The 19,492-nt window shown below is 64.5% G+C and carries 17 protein-coding genes; 14 read left to right on the top strand and 3 right to left on the bottom strand.

The features are described from left to right. Positions 1-98 precede the first annotated feature (98 nt). The 4 genes from AC3CD9_RS14620 (at position 99) to AC3CD9_RS14605 (ending at position 5,683) form a co-directional block, all read left to right on the top strand. Positions 99-1,616: a hypothetical protein gene (locus tag AC3CD9_RS14620; RefSeq protein ID WP_488364641.1), complete on the top strand. Its 1,518-nt coding sequence runs from the start codon at positions 99-101 to the stop codon at positions 1,614-1,616. A 465-nt stretch (positions 1,617-2,081) separates the two neighbouring features. Then, the gene (gene pdhA, locus AC3CD9_RS14615; protein WP_169253557.1) at positions 2,082-3,236 is read left to right on the top strand and encodes a pyruvate dehydrogenase (acetyl-transferring) E1 component subunit alpha; all 1,155 of its coding nucleotides are present in this window, start codon (positions 2,082-2,084) and stop codon (positions 3,234-3,236) included. Beyond that, positions 3,236-4,213: an alpha-ketoacid dehydrogenase subunit beta gene (locus tag AC3CD9_RS14610; protein ID WP_488364639.1), complete on the top strand. Its 978-nt coding sequence runs from the start codon at positions 3,236-3,238 to the stop codon at positions 4,211-4,213. Before pdhA ends, AC3CD9_RS14610 begins: the two co-directional genes overlap by 1 nt. 18 nt (positions 4,214-4,231) lie before the next feature. Then, on the top strand, positions 4,232-5,683 hold the full coding sequence (locus AC3CD9_RS14605) for a dihydrolipoamide acetyltransferase family protein (RefSeq protein WP_488364637.1): 1,452 nt from the start codon (positions 4,232-4,234) through the stop codon (positions 5,681-5,683). A 257-nt stretch (positions 5,684-5,940) separates the two neighbouring features. Here AC3CD9_RS14605 and AC3CD9_RS14600 read toward each other — a convergent pair whose 3' ends face one another. After that, a complete protein-coding gene (locus tag AC3CD9_RS14600; protein WP_488364636.1) occupies positions 5,941-6,900 on the bottom strand; it encodes a protein kinase in 960 nt (319 codons plus the stop codon). 608 nt (positions 6,901-7,508) lie between these two features. On the opposite strand from AC3CD9_RS14600, the gene rpmB reads away from it, so the two are divergent. The 7 genes from rpmB (at position 7,509) to AC3CD9_RS14565 (ending at position 13,618) form a co-directional block, all read left to right on the top strand. After that, on the top strand, positions 7,509-7,745 hold the full coding sequence (gene rpmB / locus AC3CD9_RS14595) for a 50S ribosomal protein L28 (RefSeq protein ID WP_025779147.1): 237 nt from the start codon (positions 7,509-7,511) through the stop codon (positions 7,743-7,745). After that, complete coding sequence (gene rpmG, locus AC3CD9_RS14590; RefSeq protein WP_039211931.1) at positions 7,745-7,912, top strand: 50S ribosomal protein L33; 168 nt, start codon at positions 7,745-7,747, stop codon at positions 7,910-7,912. The genes rpmB and rpmG overlap by 1 nt, the downstream gene beginning before the upstream one ends. A 6-nt stretch (positions 7,913-7,918) precedes the next feature. After that, a complete protein-coding gene (gene rpsN, locus AC3CD9_RS14585) occupies positions 7,919-8,224 on the top strand; it encodes a 30S ribosomal protein S14 (protein ID WP_025779151.1) in 306 nt (101 codons plus the stop codon). A gap of 69 nt (positions 8,225-8,293) precedes the next feature. After that, positions 8,294-8,581: an HU family DNA-binding protein gene (locus AC3CD9_RS14580; RefSeq protein WP_025779153.1), complete on the top strand. Its 288-nt coding sequence runs from the start codon at positions 8,294-8,296 to the stop codon at positions 8,579-8,581. A gap of 237 nt (positions 8,582-8,818) precedes the next feature. Then, entirely contained in the window at positions 8,819-10,876 is a 2,058-nt protein-coding gene (locus AC3CD9_RS14575; protein ID WP_488364634.1) for a bifunctional copper resistance protein CopD/cytochrome c oxidase assembly protein, read from the top strand. A gap of 437 nt (positions 10,877-11,313) precedes the next feature. After that, positions 11,314-12,672, top strand: a complete 1,359-nt coding sequence (locus AC3CD9_RS14570) for an MFS transporter (RefSeq protein WP_488364631.1) — start codon at positions 11,314-11,316, stop codon at positions 12,670-12,672. 199 nt (positions 12,673-12,871) lie between these two features. Continuing rightward, positions 12,872-13,618 (top strand): 3-hydroxybutyrate dehydrogenase, encoded by a 747-nt coding sequence (locus AC3CD9_RS14565; RefSeq protein WP_488367562.1) that lies wholly within the window; start codon positions 12,872-12,874, stop codon positions 13,616-13,618. A gap of 95 nt (positions 13,619-13,713) precedes the next feature. Here the strand turns inward: AC3CD9_RS14565 and AC3CD9_RS14560 are convergent, their stop codons facing one another. Continuing rightward, entirely contained in the window at positions 13,714-14,589 is an 876-nt protein-coding gene (locus AC3CD9_RS14560; protein ID WP_488364630.1) for a LysR family transcriptional regulator, read from the bottom strand. 140 nt (positions 14,590-14,729) lie between these two features. On the opposite strand from AC3CD9_RS14560, the gene mmsB reads away from it, so the two are divergent. Together mmsB and AC3CD9_RS14550 are read left to right on the top strand one after the other, a co-directional pair. Then, positions 14,730-15,635 carry a 3-hydroxyisobutyrate dehydrogenase gene (mmsB, locus tag AC3CD9_RS14555; protein WP_488364628.1) on the top strand — a complete coding sequence of 302 codons (906 nt, stop codon included), beginning with the start codon at positions 14,730-14,732 and terminating at the stop codon, positions 15,633-15,635. Between the two features lie 284 nt (positions 15,636-15,919). Continuing rightward, complete coding sequence (locus tag AC3CD9_RS14550) at positions 15,920-16,657, top strand: YggS family pyridoxal phosphate-dependent enzyme (protein ID WP_488364627.1); 738 nt, start codon at positions 15,920-15,922, stop codon at positions 16,655-16,657. A gap of 150 nt (positions 16,658-16,807) precedes the next feature. Here the strand turns inward: AC3CD9_RS14550 and AC3CD9_RS14545 are convergent, their stop codons facing one another. Continuing rightward, positions 16,808-18,130, bottom strand: a complete 1,323-nt coding sequence (locus AC3CD9_RS14545) for an alpha/beta hydrolase-fold protein (RefSeq protein WP_488364626.1) — start codon at positions 18,128-18,130, stop codon at positions 16,808-16,810. 259 nt (positions 18,131-18,389) lie between these two features. Here AC3CD9_RS14545 and AC3CD9_RS14540 point away from each other — a divergent pair, with 259 nt between their 5' ends. After that, positions 18,390-19,424: an ABC transporter substrate-binding protein gene (locus AC3CD9_RS14540; protein ID WP_488364624.1), complete on the top strand. Its 1,035-nt coding sequence runs from the start codon at positions 18,390-18,392 to the stop codon at positions 19,422-19,424. Positions 19,425-19,492 lie beyond the last annotated feature (68 nt).

Here is a 19,492-nt window from a genome sequence, read left to right as displayed (position 1 = left end):
GGCCGGGAGTTCGTGGCCCCGTGGGCTCGTGGTGCCAGGGACCGGCAGGGGACGGGGCATGAGGGCGGCAGCGACCGGGGAATGAGAGGAGACCCGCGATGATCGACTCGACGACCCGCGGAGGCGGTCGGATCACCGTCGACGAACGCGCCGACGGCAGCGGAGACGCACTGCAGACCGTCATCGCCGACATCGGTGATCTGTCCGTCGACGCCGCTGTCGGAGACTTCGACCTCGCGACCCTGCTCACCCAGGTCCCCGCCCCGGTGACGGCGCTCAACCTCGATGCCTGCCGGATCCGGTTCCACGCCCAGCTGACCGCCTCGGTGCTCGAACTCGAGGCGACACTGCTCGCCGTTCGAGCCGCTGCCTTCGCATACCGGCAGGCGGAGAAGGGCATCAGCGAAGTCTTCGGCGGACTGCTCGACGCTCTCGGCTACGCGACCGGCCGCATCATCGCACTCAGCCTGCCCGTCATCATTCCCGTTGCGCTCGTCGTCGGCGCTCAGGTCGTCGTGGTCACGAAGATCCTCGACGTCACCGGACTCGACGATGTCATCACCAAGCAGTTCGGCATCGACCTGGGCAAGACGAAGGCGAAAGCGAAGGAAGCGCTGATCACGTTCGCGTTCGAACAGTCCGACGTCACCGGGGCCGTCATCGAGCATGTGCTGCCGGGCTTCGTCGTCGGATTCTTCGGGCTGCCTCCATTCATCCTCGACTCCGACGGCGATCACGCGTTCTGGCCGCACGACTCGACGTCGATGACGATCTGGGTCCTGGCCGGTGCGAACGCGTTCGGACTGCTGCTGCCCTCCGATGTCGAGGTATGGAGGGCGAAAGGCCTGACTCCGCCGCACAAAGAGCCGCCGCGTGATGTCGAAGACCTCTTCATCCGCGAAGCGAACTGCCACCGCGGAGCCGATTCCGGGCAGGTCCGCATCGAAGAGGTCGTCGGACCCGATGGGACGAGCCGCTATATCGTCTACGTCCCGGCCACCACCGACTGGTCTCCGAAGTCGGGTGACAATACGACGGACCTGACGACGAACGTGCAGGGCATGGCCGGCAACGACACCGTGATGCGCGAAATGGTGCGCCAGGCGATCGCCGATGCCGGGATCGGCCGCGGCGCCGAGGTCATGCTCGTCGGATATTCGCAGGGAGGAATCACCGCAGGCTCTCTGGCCGCGGACCCGGCGTTCCTCGACGATGTCAACGTCACTGCCCTGATGACGGTCGGTGCTCCGGTCTCCGATTTCGCCATCGATTCGGGAATCGACGTGCTTTCGATCGAGCACGAACAGGACCTCGTCCCCGATCTCGACGGCAATGAGAACCCGGCGACGAAGAACTGGTCGACGATCACCGTCGACTATGACCCCGACGAATTGCGCAAGGTCCCCGAACTGGCGGACAAGACCGATGCCGAACTCGATGAGATGTTCGCCTCGGCCGGGGCGGCGCACTCCTCCGTCGCCTACGCGGCCTCGATCGGTCTGCTGCTGAAGGGCGGGAATTCCGCAGTCGACCGCTTCACCTCTAAGAACGCAGGCTTCTTCACCGGTGATCTCGGGAAGACGCGCGACTACCAGGGCAAGCGCAGACGCCACTGAACTCGGTCGCGCGGAACGGCACTCGGTATCGAAACGATGCGCCTCCTCGGCGCACCAACGGACCTCATGGAACCTGCCTCGATCTCCCGAAGATGGGCCGCCTCGGCGCGCGATGGGATCGTGCGAAACCCGCGCACGATCTCCCGCAGAAGCGCCGCCTCGGTGCTCGGATGTGCATTGGTCGGACGATGGAGCATGTCTGCCGTGATCGACAATTGTCCACGGAACGCTTTGGAACTCGGCCACATGTGTCGAGCTGGGGCCATAGTCTGTTCCTGACCTGCACTTTTGATACTCGAACCGCATGGGGAGAGTGGCAAGCAGTGAGTGGATTCGGTATTGTGATATCACCTGTGAATCAGATCACTCGAGGGCGAGTTCTCACATCCGAGGGCCTGCCCGACGGACACGGTCCACCACTGGTCACCTCCGGTGAAGATGGACCTCGAACAAAGGAGAACTGAAATGACCTCCAACATTTCAGTGGGAACCGGCGCTGCCCACAGTCAGTCCTCGGAGCCCAGAATGATCCAGATGCTCACCGAAGACGGAAACCGCGTCGAATCCGGTGAGTACGATGCCTTCGCCGCAGAACTCACCGATGAGGATCTGCGCGGCTTCTACCGGGATATGGTCCTGGTCCGCCGCATCGACGCCGAAGGAGCTGCCCTGCAGCGTCAGGGACAGTTGGGCCTGTGGGCGCCTCTGTTCGGACAGGAAGCAGCCCAGATCGGCATGGGACGGGCCGCGCGCCCCCAAGACTTCGTCTTCCCCACCTACCGCGAACACGGCCTCGCCTACACCCGCGGTGTCGAACCCGAAACCCTGCTCAGCATCTTCCGCGGTCAGAACCACGGCGGCTGGGATCCGCAGGAGCACCGCTTCCACACCTACACCATCGTCATCGGCTCGCAGGCCCTGCACGCCACCGGCTACGCCATGGGCATCTCCATGGACGGTGACGTCGGCACCGGCGACATCGAACGCGACACTGTCTCCATCGCCTGCTTCGGCGACGGTGCGACCTCGCAGGGCGACGTCTCCGAGGCGCTGACCTTCGCCGGAGCCTTCCACGCCCCGGTTCTGTTCTTCTGCCAGAACAACCAGTGGGCCATCTCCGAACCCACTCACGTCCAGTCCGCAGCCCCGCTGTCGACCCGCGGCGAAGGATTCGGAGTCCCCGGCATCCGCGTCGACGGCAACGACATCATCGCGATGTACTCCGTTGCCCGCGCCAGCCTCGACTCCGTGCGCGCCGGCCACGGCCCGATGCTCATCGAAGCCTTCACCTATCGTCGCGGCGCTCACACCACGGCGGATGATCCGACGAAGTACCGCGACAAGGCCGAAGAGGAGATCTGGGAGGACCGCGACCCGATCACCCGCCTCAAGGCCTACTTGGACAAGCACACCGAGACCAGCGACGAATTCTTCGCCGAGGTGGACGCCGAGGCCGACACCCTCGCCGCCCGCATCCGCCACAACTGCATGACCATGGAGAACCCCGACGGCGTCGAGATGTTCGCCCATGTCACTGCGGAACCCCACTCCCTCGTCGACGAGGAACGTGCCGAATTCCTGGCATACCAGGCCTCGTTCGCCGATGCGGGTGAGGCCTGATGGAGAAACTTCCCCTCTCGAAGGCGATCACCGCCGGAATGCGCAAGGCCATGGAGGACGACCCGAAGGTCGTCCTCATCGGTGAGGACATCGGCAAACTCGGCGGCGTCTTCCGCGTCACCGAGGGCCTGCAGAAGGATTTCGGCCCGCAGCGCGTCATCGATGCCCCGCTGGCCGAGTCCGGCATCGTCGGCACCTCGATCGGCATGGCCATCCGCGGCTACCGTCCCGTCATCGAGATCCAGTTCGACGCGTTCATCTTCCCTGCCTACGACCAGATCGTCACCCAGGTGGCGAAGCTGTACAACCGAACGCTGGGCAAAGAGAACATCCCGTTGGTCATCCGCGTGCCCTACGGTGGCGGCATCGGCTCGCCCGAGCACCATTCGGAGAGCCCCGAGACCGTGTTCGCCCACCATGCGGGACTGCGGCTCATCTCCCCGTCGAACGCTCATGACGCGTACTGGATGATCCAGGACGCGATCAAGAGCGAGGACCCGGTGATGTTCTTCGAGCCCAAGCGTCGCTACTGGATGCGCGGGGACGTCGACACGTCTGCCCGAGGTGAGCTGGGCATGCATGATGCCCGCGTGGTGTCCGAAGGCACCGACGTCACCCTCGTCGCCTACGGCCCACTGGTTCCGACTGCGCAGGACGTGGTCACAGCGGCCGCCGAGGAAGGCAAGAGCGTCGAACTCATCGACCTGCGCAGCCTCAACCCGATCGACTTCACCGCGATCGAGAAGTCCGTGACGAAGACCGGTCGACTGGTCGTCGCTCATGAGGCTCCGACCTTCCTTGGGCTCGGTTCGGAGATCGCCGCGCGTATCACCGAACGCTGCTTCTTCAACCTCGAAGCCCCGGTCATCCGGGTCGGCGGGTACCACACCCCGTACCCCGGTTCGCGAACGGAAGAGCACTACCTGCCCGACCTCGATCGCATCTTCGATGGTGTCGATCGGGCCCTGTCCTACTGATTTCGAGGGGAGTCAAGAATGTCATTCGAATTTCCTCTTCCCGACGTCGGTGAGGGCCTGACCGAGGCCGACATCGTCGCGTGGAAGGTCGCCCCCGGCGACACTGTCACCGTCAACCAGATCCTCGTCGAGATCGAGACCGCGAAGTCGCTCGTCGAGCTGCCCAGTCCGCAGGCCGGCACCGTCGGTGCCCTCTTGGTCGACGAGGGGCAGACCGTCGAGGTCGGCACCCCGATCATTCGGTTCGGCGGAGACGATTCCGGCGCCGAGGCGGCCCCCGCCTCCGCTGATGCGCAGGCTTCCGCTTCGGCTGAGCAGTCGGTCGACGCCTCAGGCGATGCCGACGGCGGAGCCACTCTCGTCGGTTATGGAGCGAAGGAGACGTCGTCGAAGCGGCGTCCGCGCAAGGGCGCTCCCGTGCCCGCTCCCGCCGCTGGCGTCGCTCCTGCCGCGCCCGCAGCGTCGGCTGCCCCAGCTGCGGAGGCGGCCGCGCCTGCACCCGCAACAGCTCCGGCGGCTCAAGCACAGTCGGCTTCGGCACCTGCTCCGGCAGAGCAGTCGCAGTCCGCTTCGGCTCCCGCTTCACCGAGCAAGCCGCTGGCGAAGCCGCCCGTGCGGAAGCTCGCGAAGGACCTGGGCGTCGACCTCTCCCAGGTGACCCCGACCGGTCCCCGTGGGGACGTCACGCGCGACGATGTGCACGCCGCCGCCAACCAGACCGCCGCTCCCACGGCGGGTGCGCCGGCACCCGCGGCCGCCTCGGCGAGTGATCAGGGAGCGCTCGAAGAGCGTATCCCGTTCAAGGGCGTGACGAAGATGATGGCCAAGGCCATGGTCGATTCGGCATTCACGATGCCGCACGTCACCGAGTTCCTCGACGTCGACGTCACCGAGACGATGGCGATGGTCCGCCGACTGAAGTCGACGAAGTTCCTGGGCGAGGACGTCAAGGTCTCACCGCTGCTCATCGTCGCCAAGGCGGTGGCGTGGGCCGTGGGACGCAATCCGCGGATCAACTCGTGCCTCGACGGTGACGAGATCGTCGTGAAGAAGTACGTCAACCTCGGCATCGCGGCCGCCACTCCGCGCGGACTGATCGTGCCGAACATCAAGAACGCGCAGGCCATGGGTCTGGGCGAACTGGCGCAGGGCATTCAGGATCTCACCGCTCTGGCGCGGTCGGGCAAGACGCCGCCGGCCGATCAGGCCGAGGGCACGATCACGATCACGAATGTCGGTGTCTTCGGAGTCGATGCCGGTACGCCGATCATCAATCCGGGTGAGGCCGCGATCCTCGCGTTCGGGCAGGTCCGGAAGAAGCCGTGGGTGGTGGGCGACGAGATCGTTCCGCGCGAGATCACCACGCTGTCGGTCAGCGCCGACCATCGTGTCGTCGACGGCGAGATCATCTCGAAGTTCCTCGCCGACGTCGGACGGGGTCTTGAGGACCCGACTCTGATGTTGGCCTGAGGCCTTTACCCTGATGTCGGCTATTCGCCGCCACAGGGGCCTTGAACGAGGCTAGAACGCCCCGGCTTCGCATAGTGCGAGGCTGGGGCGTTCTGTTCTCTTGGATAGTCGCGGCCCAGTTCGAGTCAGACAGCACATGTTCAAATATGGGCTAGCTGACTCAGACGGGGCCGTGAGCGGATGGAAGGACTGGGCCTGGCAGGGGCGCGGGGTGCTCGAGCGTTTCGCCGGCGCCAGGGCCGGCCCGACTGTTCGCCCTATTGGTCGAGGTAGGCGCTGTTGTCCTTGGGGCTGCCGTCTTTGACGAGTCGCTTGGCAATGCAGTGGTTGCGGTCGAGACCCCACGAGCGGCACTGGTCGAGGGCCTGCTCCGGATTGCTGTAGCCGGTGTCGACGACCGTGACCCAGTAGCTGCCGTCCTTGTACGAGGCCCAGTCGCCGCTGTGGATGAGGATAGCGCCCGGATATTTGACCTTGTTGGCCTCGTACTCGTTGAGGATGTCCTGCGCTGACCATGTCTTGCCGTCGGCCTTGAGGCCGACGTTCTTCGCACTCACCTGAGTCACCCACTCACCTTCGAGGTCAGCGGCTTTCTCGGTGCCTTCTTCGGTATAGGCGTCGAGCTGGTCTTCCGGACTCTTCGTCGGTTGGACTAGGTCATCTGAGGGGCTGGGCGATGGGCTGGCCGGCTCACTGGATCCGACATCGACGGGGACTGTTCCCGAGGACGGCGCGAGCCACCGGATGCCGAAGAAACCCACCAAGGCCAGAACCATGAGGATGGCGATGATGACGACGGCGATCTTCAGACCATTGCGCGAGGCAGAATCGTTTTGGACCGTGGGTGGAAATTGTGGGGGAGGAGGAGTCTGAGTTCCATTCCGTGCCGAGCCACCGACGCCATTGCCGGCACCACCGCCGGCAGGCCGCTGAGACTGCTGAGAATTCACAGGCTGGTGGGGACCGGCAGAGTGAGCGTCATCGAAGGGCGAACGTCCGGCAGGGGCGAAGACATTGCCGCTGCGAGCTTTCGAGATCGACTGTTCCCCCGTGTGCCGTTCGAGGTACTCGTAGTAGGTCGAGTTGTCGAAAACGGCAGACGAACGGTCCGCATCATTCCCGTACGACGGGGTCTGACCAGCGGATTCACCAGAACCCTTGTGCCAGTCGTCGCTAGTCGCCGGACGAATTCGCGGCCTCTGTGGAACGTCGCTCATCAGTCCTCCTGAATGCCAGATGTGGTGGCAATCATCTACTTACCTTGGCACGAGTCGAGCAGTCGTTCAACAGGATCGCCGACAGGACGCGTTGCCGACGAAAGCCTACTGCGGAATTCACCGAGTTGGCTTGGCCCCAGCTGTGTAAGTCGCTCCGGGCTTCGACGAAAGTCCCTCCGGGCATCGACGAAGGTCCCTCCGAGCATCGATGACGACCGTACAAGCCCCTCCAGGCGGGCGACGTCAGTGACGAAGACCCCACCGCAGAAACCAGGATGAATTTGCCCTTAGACCCGCCATCTCAGTAAGATTGATTCTTGTTGTGTCGTAGCAGCCAGGTCACCGATCGATCTGCTAGGACACGCATGGTGCTCACCCACCGCTGCACTCCAGCTTCGGCCATCTCTCACAGGCTACGGCTTCAGCGCTGGTGAGACATCTCGCCCGAACGGGCAGACCTGTTTTGGCGTACACAATTTTCACGGTGACAGTCGAGAAAATTTGTTGATGTCTTCCGACATCGGCGCAAGCAAGCGGAGAGAGCGCGCAAGCGCAAACCCGCAGGGGCTTGTTTCGAGAGTCGGTAACTTGTGAACTGGAGGAGAGACATGGCAGCAACCTGCCAGGTAACCGGGGCAGTCCCCGGTTTCGGACACAACGTGTCCCACTCGAAGCGCCGCACGAAGCGCCGCTTCAACCCGAACATTCAGAAAAAGCGCTACTACGTTCCGTCGCTGCGCCGCAACGTCACGCTGACCCTGTCCGCTAAGGGCATCAAGGTCATCGACGCTCGCGGAATCGACGCTGTGGTCAACGAACTCATCGCCAAGGGAGTGAAGCTCTGATGGCTAAGGCACAGGATGTTCGTCCCATCATCAAGCTCAAGTCGACGGCCGGCACCGGGTTCACCTACGTGACCCGCAAGAACCGCCGCAACACCCCGGACCGCATCGTGCTCAAGAAGTACGATCCCGTAGTCCGCAAGCACGTCGATTTCCGAGAGGAGCGCTGAGCGCACATGGCTAAGAAGTCAAAGATCGCAAAAGACAAGCAGCGTCGCGTCATCGTTGAACGCTATGCAGAGCGCCGCGCGACTCTCAAGCGTCAGCTGACCCACCCCGATTCCACCGATGAGCAGCGCGAGGAAGCACGTCTCGCACTGCAGAAGCTTCCCCGCGATGCTTCGCCGGTTCGCGTTCGCAACCGCGACCAGGTGGATGGCCGTCCGCGTGGCTACCTCCGGAAGTTCGGACTCTCGCGAGTTCGCTTCCGCGAAATGGCACACAACGGCGAGTTGCCCGGCGTTACCAAGTCGAGCTGGTAATCTCGAGGAAGTTCGTCATCGGAAAAACGGACCGGTGACCTACCGACTTGTCCTAAGGAGGACACTTTTATGGCTAAGAACCGCAGTGAGCTCGTTGCAGAAGTTGCCGAGAAGTCCGGCCTGACCCAGAAGCAGGTCTCGGACGTGCTCGATGGTGTCTTCGATGTCTTCTCCGACGTCGTGGCCAAGGGCGAAAAGCTCACCATCCCCGGCTGGCTCTCCGTTGAGCGCACCGAGCGTGCCGCTCGCAAGGGTCGCAACCCGCAGACCGGTGAAGAGATCCAGATCAAGGCCGGCTACTCCGTGAAGCTGTCCGCTGGTTCGAAGCTGAAGGGTGCCGCTGGCAGCCCGAACTGATCAACGCAGCAGCGTCGAATGGCCCGGATCGTACGATCCGGGCCATTTGCTGTCTCTGAGCGTCTTCAAGCGTCTCAGACCGCCTTCGAATGTGGAGGATCGTCGTCCCGTACGACTGAATTCATCCTCGCCGAGGCGGCTCCCCGAGATCTCGACCACGAAGAGATCTCCCGGTTGGCAGTGGCGCGACGCCGAACGATATCCTTGGGTCATGTCAGAAGGGGCGGTCCGCGCGCAGTGAGTTCTTCAGGTTTCGAGCCGATCACACGGTTCGTGCAACGTGCCACGGTGCCCATCGTCGTCTTCCTCGGGGTGATCGCCGGTCTGGCCGCACTCTTCTTCACGGGAGCAGCTAACCCGACTCTGCTCAATGACCCCGGCTCTGTCGTCCGTTTCGGTCTTCCCGCAGCGAAGTTCGTCTTCAATATTGCGATGTCGCTGACCGTCGGCGCCCTCATGTTCGCCGTCCTCATCCTCCCGCGCACGGCCGGAGGTCGCGCCCGCCGGCGCAAGGCCACGAACGACGACGTGCCTCTCGACCCGCTGTGGACGAAGGCCATTCAGATCGCCGAATACTCCTCGGTCGTGTGGACGCTGTCCGCGGTCGCCGTACTCGTCTTCTCATTCGTCGATACTGTGGGCGCCCAGGCCTATCTCGACTTCTCGAACCAACTCGGCGTGTTCGTCACTCAGATCGCCTACGGGCAGCTGTGGGTGCTCATCGTCGTCCTCATCGCTGTCGCCTCGACCCTGTGCTTCGGCACCCGCTCCCATATCGGCATCGCCGCCGCCGGAGTGCTCAGCGTCGCCGTGATCCTCCCCTTGGCTCTGATGGGCCACTCCGCAGAGGCCTCCGGGCACACGCAGGCCGTCAACAGCCTCGGTCTGCACATCCTCGGCGCGGTCCTCTGGCTCGGTGGACTCTTCGTCATCGCCCTGTTGGGCACCCGTCTGGCCGCTTCGAAGAACCTCAAGCCGACCGTCGAACGGTATTCGACGATCGCCCTCATTGCCTTCGGCCTCATCGTCTTCTCCGGAGTCGTCAACTCGCTCCTGCGCGTGCAGGGCTTCGATGACCTCATGACCACATACGGGCAGGTCATCCTCGCAAAGGCGTTCGCTACGGTCCTGCTCGGTCTGATCGGATTCTGGCACCGTCAGTTCGTCATTTCACGCTTGGGCACAGCCGCCTCGGCGACGGTGGAATTCTGGCGCCTCATCACCGTCGAATTCATCATCTTCGGGGTCACGATGGGATTGGCCGTGGCCTTGGCCCGGTCGCAGCCGCCCGTGCCGCAGGAGCCGGTGGGCGACCCCACCCCGGCCGAGATCCTCACCGGTGATCCGCTGCCGCCGAAGCCGAACCTGTCCCGCTACTTCAGCGAATGGTCGATGGATCCGCTGTGGATCGCGATCGCAGCGGGTGCCTCGATCGCCTACGTCGTGGCGTTCATCAACCTCCGCCGCCGAGGCGACAAATGGCCGGTGCTGCGCCTCATCAGCTGGCTGGTGGGCATGGTCTTCCTCGTCTACGTCACCTCGGGCGGACCTCGTGTATACGGCGAGGTGCAGTTCTCCGCGCACATGATCGAGCACATGCTCCTGGTCATGGTCGTGCCCCTGCCGCTCGTGCTCGGGGCACCGATCACGATGCTCATGCGCGGAACGAAGGCGCGCACGGACGGGTCCGTCGGCCTGCGCGAATGGGTGCTCTGGCTCGTCCATACTCCGTACCTGCGCTTCTTCGCGCACCCGATCGTGGCGAGTGTGAACTTCGCGGGTTCGCTGGTCGTCTTCTACTACTCGGGAATCATGTACTACGCGCTCGATACTCATATCGGGCACGAACTGATGATCGCGCACTTCCTCGGCGCCGGATACCTGTTCGCCCAGGCCCTCATCGGCATCGATCCGGGCGTCAAGCGCCCTGTCTTCCCGATGCGGCTCGTGATGCTGCTGGTGACGATGGCCTTCCACGCCTTCTTCGGCATCTCGATCATGAGTTCGAACGTGCTGATTGCCGGAGACTGGTTCGGCAACGTCGGCGCCGGATGGGGCTACACGGCGATCGACGACCAGCAGCTCGGAGGTTCCATCGCGTGGGGCATCGGCGAGTTCCCGACCCTGTTCATCGCGATCATGGTGTGCGTCCAATGGGCGAAGTCCTCGGACCGGGAGGCCAAGCGCATCGACCGCAGCGAAGACCGCACCGACGACGCCGAGCTGCGCGCCTACAATGCGATGCTCGCTTCGATGGCTGAACGCGATGCGAAGGCGCCTCCGCGCCGGCGGTGAGTTCGCGGATGCCGGTCTGGACTGTGCGGAGACGGTGGTGCTGTCAGTCCGTCTCGGTGCGGTGACTGCGGTGTTGCCTCGGTGGCTGGCGTGGGGATTCGACGCGAGGGTGCTGGCCTGGTGCGAAGGGGACAAATCGCGCCGCAAAGGGCCTTGCCGGCTCGCAGCAGTCACAACTGACTGCTGCACATCGGCTGTGCACGAATGTGCACCGGAAATTCTCGGATTATGGCCAGGTCGTTACCAAAAACTCCGTAACGTGGCGCACACTGATCCTTGGATGAGAAATATCCAAGCGCCCGAAACACTGCGCTGAAGCAGGGGTTCGCCGGCCGCGCCGATGCGGTCTGAGTGCCCGGACTGTCAGCCGGTCGGCGCCGGAGCAAGCCGATTCGCGCATTCAACGGTGACGCGGATTGTGGAAACGAAGGAGTCCCATGAGTTCTCAGAACAATGCTGAGAGGAAGTCGATCCGCGCTCAGCTGCGCAAGGTCGTCGCTGCCTCGATGGCCGGAACGGTCGTCGAATGGTACGAGTTCTTCCTCTACGGTTCGGCCGCCACGCTGGTGTTCAATCACATTCTGTTCCCGCCTTCCGACAATCCGCTGACCCCGATCCTGGCCGGCTTCGCCACCTACGCAGTCGGATTCATCGCCCGCCCCGTCGGCGGAATCGTCTTCGGTCACTTCGGCGACAAGTACGGACGCAAGAAGCTGCTGCAGCTCTCGATCGTTCTCGTCGGTGTGGCCACGTTCCTCATGGGCTGTCTGCCGACCTTCGGCCAGATCGGCTACCTCGCTCCGATCCTGCTCGTGCTGCTGCGCGTGGTCCAGGGCTTTGCGGTCGGCGGCGAATGGGGCGGAGCTGTCCTCCTCGTGGCCGAGCACGCTCCGAACAAAGAGCGCGGCTTCTGGGCGTCATTCCCGCAGTCCGGTGTTCCCTTGGGCAACCTGCTGGCCACCGCGGTTCTCTTCGTCCTCACGGCAACGCTGACCGAAGAGCACTTCCTGTCGTGGGGTTGGCGCATTTCGTTTTGGCTCTCGGCCGTCATCGTCCTCATCGGCTACTACATTCGCACCCGAGTCTCCGATGCGCCGATCTTCGACGAGGTTCAGGCCGAGGAGATCGAAGAAGGCGTCGACTACGGCATCAAGGCCGTATTCAAGCGCTATCCGCGGGAGGTCTTCGCCGCGATGGGCCTGCGCTTCGTCGAGAACATCCACTACTACCTCGTGGTGACCTTCTCGATCACCTACCTCGCCACTCAGGTGAAGATCGAATCCGCCGAGATCCTCGGTCTCCTCCTCGGCGCCCACGCGATCCACGCAGTCCTCGTTCCGCTCGTCGGTGCCGCCACCGACCGGATCGGACGCAAGATGCCCTACGCCGTGGGCATCATCCTGACCGCGACGTGGGGCTTCTTCGCCTTCCCGATGTACGACACCGGCAGTGCCGGCATGATCTTCCTCGCCCTCCTCATCGGTCTCGTCTTCCACGCACTGATGTACGCGGGCCAGCCGGCGATCATGTCCGAGATGTTCCCGACCCGCATGCGCAACTCGGGCGTCTCGACCGGCTACCAGGTGACGGCCATCGTCGCTGGATCCTTCGCGCCGATCATCGCCACCGCACTGCTCGACGCCTTCGGCTCCTCGTTGCCGATCGCGCTCTACCTGCTGGCCGCTGCGATCATCTCGTTCATCGCACTCATGTTCACCCGCGAGACCAAGGGGATCGACCTGCGCTCGCTCGACCATGCAGACAAGGTGCGCCGCGGAGTCGCCACGGCCAGCTGAGGCCGGATGGTGACCAGGTGACGGGGCGGTGTCGGTGAAAATCGGCACCGCCCCTTTGCCTGGCACCGAGCCGAGCTCACAGGTCGGAGTGCGACCTACTCTCGGCAGCCGCCTCGGCGCCCACCTCGATGAATCCTCGGCCTCCGCAGGGTGGAAGATGGATAAGTACCACAGACTCGAACCACGAAAGGCACATCTCATGGGAGACCTCACCGGCAAACGCGCCCTCGTCACAGGCGGAGCATCCGGGCTCGGAAAAGCGATCGCTCAGTCGTTCGCACGGGCCGGAGCCTCCGTCATCGTCGCCGATGTCGACGCCGACTCGGCACAGGCCGTTGCCGACGAGATCGGCGGCGAAGCGTGGGCAGTCAACCTGGCGGACACCTCGGCGCTGGACGGCACCGCCCTCGACGTCGACATCCTCGTCAACAACGCCGGCATCCAGCGGATCAACCCGATCACGGAATTTCCGCTCGAGGACTGGCGGCTGATCAATACGCTCATGCTCGAAGCGCCGTTCGTGCTCACCAAGGCGGTGCTGCCGAAGATGTACGAACGCGGCTGGGGGCGCATCATCAACCTCTCCTCCGTCCATGGTCTGCGTGCCTCGGTGAACAAGTCCGCCTACGTCGCGGCCAAGCACGGTCTCATGGGACTGACGAAGACGACCGCGCTCGAGGCCGGTCCGCACGGAGTGACGTGCAATGCGATCAATCCCGGCTACGTGCTCACGCCACTGGTCAAGGGACAGATCGCCGATCAGGCGAAGACTCACGGCATCAGCGAGGACGAGGTCCTCGAGCAGGTCTTCCTCGGCCATTCAGCAGTGCCCAAGCTCGCCGAACCCGAGGACGTCGCGGCCATCGCGACCTTCCTGGCCGGGGACCATGCCGCGGTCATCAACGGCAGCGCTCACAGCATCGACGGCGGCTGGGTGGCCGCCTGAACTATCCCGCAGCTCGCTCCCCCCCCCCTCCCAGAACTACCTGACGGCGGCCCAGCAACCTCGCGCGAGGTTGCTGGGCCGCCGTCAGGTAGCAATTAGAGGGATTCTAGGACTTTGCGGACTCCGGCGTTGCGCAGGGACTCGTGGCGGACCGAGGCCCAATACGACACCTGCTTGGAGAACAGCTCCGGCAGCACCTGCACCAAGCGGGAGTTTCCGTGGGCGAGGAAGTCGGGCAGGATGCCGATCCCGGCCCCGTGCGAGGTCGCGAGCACATGTGCATGCACCGAAGTCGACCGGAAGAATCCCTTCCCGCGCGGAAGTGCGTCGGCCGCCTCGTCGAGATCATCGACCCGCAGCGAATTCTCGATGTAGTAGACCATCCGGTGGTCGGCCAGATCATCCAGCGTCTGCGGCATCGGATGCGAGGCGATGTAATCCTGCGAAGCATAGAGCTGCAGCCGGTAGTCGCGGATGTGCTTGGCGATCGAGCGCGGAGCATCCGGACGTCCGACGACGATCTCGATATCGACACCCGACCGATACTGCCGGGCCCGCTGCGTAGCGGTGATCAGTTCGATCTGCAGTCCCGGGTGCTGCCCCTGCAGTTCGGTAAGCGCCGGAACGGCGTACTCAAGGGCGAAGGCCTGCGGGCACGCCAGCCGGATCGTTCCGGACAGAGCAGAGTTCGAATGCGCATCGATGCGCCCCAGAGCGGCCTCGATGTCCTCGGCGATCGGCAGCAGCTGACGTCCGGCGGCGCTGAGCTCCCACCCGTCCGGGGAGGCCACGAGCACTCGATCTCCGTATGCCTTCTCGAGCGCGGCGATGCGCCTGGACACGGTCGTGTGGTTGAGGCCGAGGCTGTGTGCCGCGGCCGTGAACTTCCCCAGCCGGGCGACGGCGAGCAGAGTCAGCAGATCCTCGGGGGCGATCTGCGGACCGGAATTGCCAGGTGCATAGGAAGCCATAGTGGCCCCATTCTATCTGCGTACGCGCACATAACCGGTGCGGAAGAGGTGAGGCTCCCCGCCGGGCTTCCAGCGATCGACTGGCGTACTGTGAGAGGGAACACGTAAGAGTTGCTGAACATGATGCGAGGAGGCATATTATGTCGACGATTGGATGGGTTGGCCTGGGAAACATGGGCCGCCCGATGACTGCGAACCTGGTCAAGGCCGGTCACACCGTCAATGGTTTCGATCTCGTCCCCGAGGCCGTGGACGCAGCCGCGAAGAACGGGGTGAACCCCGTGAATTCCATCGCCGAGGCGGTCGCCGGTGCCGATATCGTCTTCACGATGCTGCCCAAGGGTGAGCACGCTCGCACCGCTTACCTCGAGCCCGACGGAGTCCTGGCCAACGCGGACCAGAAGACCCTCCTCATCGATTCCTCGACGATCGACTTCGATTCGGCCCGCCTCCTCCATTCCGAGGCGAAGAAGGCGGGCTTCCGCCTCATCGACGGTCCCGTCTCCGGCGGAGTCACCGGTGCCGAGGCCGGCACCCTGACCTTCATGCTCGGCGGCGCCGACGCGGATGTCGAAGAGGCCCGACCCGTCATCGAGGCAATGGCCGGGAACATCTTCCACGCCGGCGGTGACGCCGCAGGTCAGGCCGCGAAGATCGTCAACAACATGATGCTCTCGATCAGCCTTCAGGGTGTCGTCGAAGGCGCTGTGCTGGCCGATCGCTTCGGCCTCGATCCGAAGGTCTTCCACGATATTGCAAAGGTGTCCTCCGGTGACTCCTGGCCGCTGCGGACCTGGTATCCGGTGCCCGGCGTGACCACCACGGCCGCCGCGAACAACGAGTTCAAGCCCGGCTTCGCCACCGCGCTCATGCACAAGGACGTCGGCCTGGCCCTCGCCGGAGCCGAGACCCAGGGTGTCGACCTCCCGGCGGCCACCCTCGTCCATGCACAGCTGCAGAAGCTCATTGATGAAGACCTCGGCGGACTCGACACCTCCGCGCTGATCAAGAACATCGACCCGAACGCCGAGGGTCTGCCGAAGTAAGCACTGAATCGACGCCGGCGCGGTTGGAGCAAGCACAGCCCGCCGACCACGGCAGCGCCGAGCTGCGGACGATCCAGGTCGAGGAATCACGATGATTTCGACCCGGATCGTCCGCATTTCGTTTCCAGGCTGGAGAGCCCGGCAATGTTCCCGGCCCGGTGGACCGGATTCGGTCCCCGGCACAGAGGTGGGGCCGACTCCGTCCCCATACGTAGCGCGAAACACAGCAGTCCGGGCATCCTCGGCGACCTGAAACTTCGCGCGGCTCATGCAAGACTGGAGACATGAGTACGCCTGATTCCCCCTCACTGTCTGCCGACGACATCGCAGCCATCACCGGCAACCTCGACGAGGTGGCCGACCGTGCCCGCGCCGCCGCCGAATCCAGCGGTCGCCGCGGAGACGATGTGAGGGTGCTGCTGGCCACGAAGACGCAGCCGGCGGAGAAGATCCGCGTAGCCCTCGAACACGGATTCACCCTCATCGGCGAGAACAAGGTGCAGGAGATCACCGGCAAGGCCGAGGCTCTCGCCGACCTCAATCCCGAGACCCACCTCATCGGACCCCTTCAGAAGAACAAGGTCAACCACACCCTGCGGCACGCTCACTGCATCCAGTCCGTCGACAACCTCCCGCTGGCCGAGAAGATCAACAACCGCCTCGACGTCCTCGACGAGACCGTCGATTACTTCATCCAGGTCAACACCTCTCGCGAGGACTCGAAGTTCGGTGTCGCGCCCGAAGACGCTGAGGAGCTCATCGCCGCTACCAGGGAGTTCAGCCGGATGCGGCTGCGCGGACTCATGACGATCGGCCTGCCCGGCAGCAGCCCCGAAGAGATCCGGCCCAGCTATTCCGACCTGCGCGAACTCAGCGAGAAGCTGCGCGGGTCCGGGGTCATGCCCGCCGAGGCGACCGGGCTGTCGATGGGAATGAGCAACGACTTCGAACTCGCCATCGACGAAGGAGCGACGATCGTCCGCGTCGGTTCGAGCATCTTCGGCGCCCGCGACTACTCCTGAGCAGCAGACGCCGAAGCACCCCTGCCCGCGACTACTCCTGAGCCCCCATAGCCTGAGCCGCGTACGCCCGTCGGCGACGCCTCCGCCCGAGGCACGGACACCTATGACACGCGCACCTGCGAGGAGCCGACCCTGAGTCTCTGCCGCGTATCAATCCTGCGCGAACACTCTCCGCAGCCCGTCGATGAGCGCTCCGCGCCAGCAGGCGAAGTCGTGCCCGCCTTCGTAGACCGACAGTGAGGTGGAGTACCCGCGGCCATCGAGCACCTCGGACAGTCGGCGGGCACGGTCGACCATGAGTCCCTCCCGGCGACCCACGGCGAGATGGAACTCCCGCGCGCCCGCCCCCGCACCTGGCTCTAGAAACCGCCTGGTGGTCCAATCGTCCCCGTCGATGCTCGCCAGATCCGCTGGAGTCGCGGTCCCACCGGGGCTCCACCACAGCGAGGGGGAGTGGGCGAGCACCGCATCGAAAGCGTCCGGGCACGTCTGAGCCATGTGCAGGGCCGCAAGGCCGCCGAGGCTCTGCCCGCCGATGATCCGAACGGCAACCGACGGCAGCGCAGAGCCCCACACTGCCGCTTCGGCTTCGATTTCGGGAACGAGGTCTGCGGTGACGCTGCGAAGGAACTGTTCGTTGCCGGCCAGAGTGTGTATCCGCTCGGCCGTCGTGTATGTGCCGATGCCGATGATGATGAGTCCGGGAAGTCCGGCGGCCTCCACGGCCCGTTCGACGCCGAGGTGGTCGAACCACTGTCGGCCGTCGAAGAGCACGAGGACTCCGACCGCTGGGGAGGCCGGTAGCGACACCCGCACCGGGTACGTCCCGCCGCCGATCTCACGGTCGGCCGAGACCATGAGGGTCGGCGCAGCGATATGTACCCCGGGATCCTCGCCGAGGCGGGACCCACCTTCCTCGGCGGGAGTGACCTTGACAGCGTCCCTCGAAGCGGACGCGACTCGCGTTCCGACGAGCCGCCACATGCTGTGATCGGGGGCGAGCGGTCCGGAGAACACCGATGAGCCCTCACCGGGACCTGTCTGATCCGGTCGGGTGAGCGGAGGGTCTGGATTGAACGGGTCGATGAGCACAGGAGGCCCCGGCCGACCCGGACCGCCCAGCGGCGGGGCGATCTCCTCATGTGAGGGACTGAAGCCGTACGAGCAGCGTAGGTCGGCCGGCGGGCGCAGCGTCACACCCCAGATGCCGGTGCCTGGGACTCGGGACATGATGCCCGCTGCCTGCCGATCCTTGTCCGTGACCCGGTTCGCCACGAGCCGGACGCTGCGGACCTGCGCGTCGGTGGACCGATAGAGGAACGTGACATCACACAGAGCAGGATCGGAGACGCACGGATCGGTCAGCGGTGTGCCCCGCATGGCGATCTCATTCCAGAACCGACGTTCGCCCGCACTGCCGGGCTCCTCGGCGGCAGAAGCGGAGAAGTCATCCAGGATGTCGATGAAGCGCACGTCGTGATCCTTGCAGGTCGGCTGGTGAGGCGACGGGCCTCGTCTCGCAGCGAGGAACTGCGCCCCACCATGGGGGAGGAATATCGCATATCGGACAGTCGGGCAAGTCAATTGGACAAGCCGACTGTCAGCCTTGCTAGTCTAAACGATTAGGTTAGGCTTACCAATCAGTCGGAGGGAATTCCGGCCCGCCGACCTCGAACGCCACGTTGACTCGGGCCGAAACCCCTTCGGCCGCCGCACCGCCTCAAGGAGAGCAATGAGAAAAGTCCTGCCGTTCATCGGAGCCGCCTGCGCCTTGGCACTCGTCGGAGGATGCGGAGGGCCGTCCTCTGGAGCTGCGGATGACTCCGCTGCCGACCAGGGCTCGGGCTCCGAGCTCTCCGTGCCGCTTCCGGAAGGCTGGAAGCAGATCTCGGGAAAGAGCGACTTCTCCGCGATCGAGGCGAAGCCGAAGCTGCCCGTCACGGTCGAAGACGGCACGGGCACCGACGTCGAGGTCAAGGACATCGACAAGATCATCGTCGCCGGTGACGGCGTCGCCTCGACGCTGGGTGCGCTGGGCCTGGCCGACAAGATCGCGGCCGCCCCCGAGGACGCCGTCTCGCCCGAAGCCAAGGACGCCCCGGAACACTTCGAGTTCAGCAAGAGCACCGGCGTCGAGGGTCTGCTGGCGATGGACGGCTCGCTGTTCATCGGCGACAACGTCAAACGTCACGGTAACGTGGCCAAGCAGTTCCGGGACGCCGGGACCGACGCGGTCGTCATGGACGACCAGCAGTCGCAGGGCGACAAGCTCAAGGCCGTCGCCTCCTACGTCGGTGCGAAGGAGGCCGGAGAGGAGCTCGCGAAGACGGTCGACGACCAGCTCGCCGATGCGGCGAAGACCGCCGAGGAGACCGGGACGAAGGATCTCTCGATCATCGAGGTCACGGCCACCGGTGCGGGCGGTCAGAATGCCGTCGCCGGCACCGGAACCCCCGGCAACGAGATGATCGAAAGGCTCGGTTACACGAGCGTGGGTGCTGAATCCAAGCTGCGCGGGTACTCTCGCGAGTTCAGCAACGAGGGCATCGTCGCCTCGGCGCCGGACGTCATCGTCATGGCCGAATCGGACTACGAGAAGTGGGGCGGCGAAGACGGCCTGTGGAAGGCGTTCCCGACGCTCGACCAGACACCCGCCGGCCAGAACTCGTCGATCTTCGTCATGCCCGACGCTCAGCTGAAGTACTCGAGTCCTGAGATCGGCGTCGGCGCGCAGGCCCTCGCCGAGGCGGTCGCGCAGCTCTCGTGACATCGAAGGTTCTCAACCATACCCGGACGCCAGTGCCGGCACCGGCGACCAGCAGTGCTGCCGCGAAG

The organism is Brevibacterium sp. MGP-B1 (assembly GCF_057766545.1).
This window is presented reverse-complemented; position numbering and strand designations above follow the sequence as displayed.

What these genes read in the sequence shown, in the direction of transcription:
- AC3CD9_RS14605 (WP_488364637.1), top strand. Translation starts at nt 4,232, where the DNA reads ATGTCATTCGAATTTCCTCTTCCCGACGTCGGTGAGGGCCTGACCGAG.
- AC3CD9_RS14565 (WP_488367562.1), top strand. Translation starts at nt 12,872, where the DNA reads ATGGGAGACCTCACCGGCAAACGCGCCCTCGTCACAGGCGGAGCATCC.
- rpmG (WP_039211931.1), top strand. Translation starts at nt 7,745, where the DNA reads ATGGCTAAGGCACAGGATGTTCGTCCCATCATCAAGCTCAAGTCGACG.
- AC3CD9_RS14620 (WP_488364641.1), top strand. Translation starts at nt 99, where the DNA reads ATGATCGACTCGACGACCCGCGGAGGCGGTCGGATCACCGTCGACGAA.
- mmsB (WP_488364628.1), top strand. Translation starts at nt 14,730, where the DNA reads ATGTCGACGATTGGATGGGTTGGCCTGGGAAACATGGGCCGCCCGATG.
- AC3CD9_RS14540 (WP_488364624.1), top strand. Translation starts at nt 18,390, where the DNA reads ATGAGAAAAGTCCTGCCGTTCATCGGAGCCGCCTGCGCCTTGGCACTC.
- AC3CD9_RS14600 (WP_488364636.1), bottom strand. Translation starts at nt 6,900, where the DNA reads ATGAGCGACGTTCCACAGAGGCCGCGAATTCGTCCGGCGACTAGCGAC.
- rpsN (WP_025779151.1), top strand. Translation starts at nt 7,919, where the DNA reads ATGGCTAAGAAGTCAAAGATCGCAAAAGACAAGCAGCGTCGCGTCATC.
- AC3CD9_RS14610 (WP_488364639.1), top strand. Translation starts at nt 3,236, where the DNA reads ATGGAGAAACTTCCCCTCTCGAAGGCGATCACCGCCGGAATGCGCAAG.
- AC3CD9_RS14560 (WP_488364630.1), bottom strand. Translation starts at nt 14,589, where the DNA reads ATGGCTTCCTATGCACCTGGCAATTCCGGTCCGCAGATCGCCCCCGAG.
- rpmB (WP_025779147.1), top strand. Translation starts at nt 7,509, where the DNA reads ATGGCAGCAACCTGCCAGGTAACCGGGGCAGTCCCCGGTTTCGGACAC.
- pdhA (WP_169253557.1), top strand. Translation starts at nt 2,082, where the DNA reads ATGACCTCCAACATTTCAGTGGGAACCGGCGCTGCCCACAGTCAGTCC.
- AC3CD9_RS14570 (WP_488364631.1), top strand. Translation starts at nt 11,314, where the DNA reads ATGAGTTCTCAGAACAATGCTGAGAGGAAGTCGATCCGCGCTCAGCTG.
- AC3CD9_RS14550 (WP_488364627.1), top strand. Translation starts at nt 15,920, where the DNA reads ATGAGTACGCCTGATTCCCCCTCACTGTCTGCCGACGACATCGCAGCC.
- AC3CD9_RS14580 (WP_025779153.1), top strand. Translation starts at nt 8,294, where the DNA reads ATGGCTAAGAACCGCAGTGAGCTCGTTGCAGAAGTTGCCGAGAAGTCC.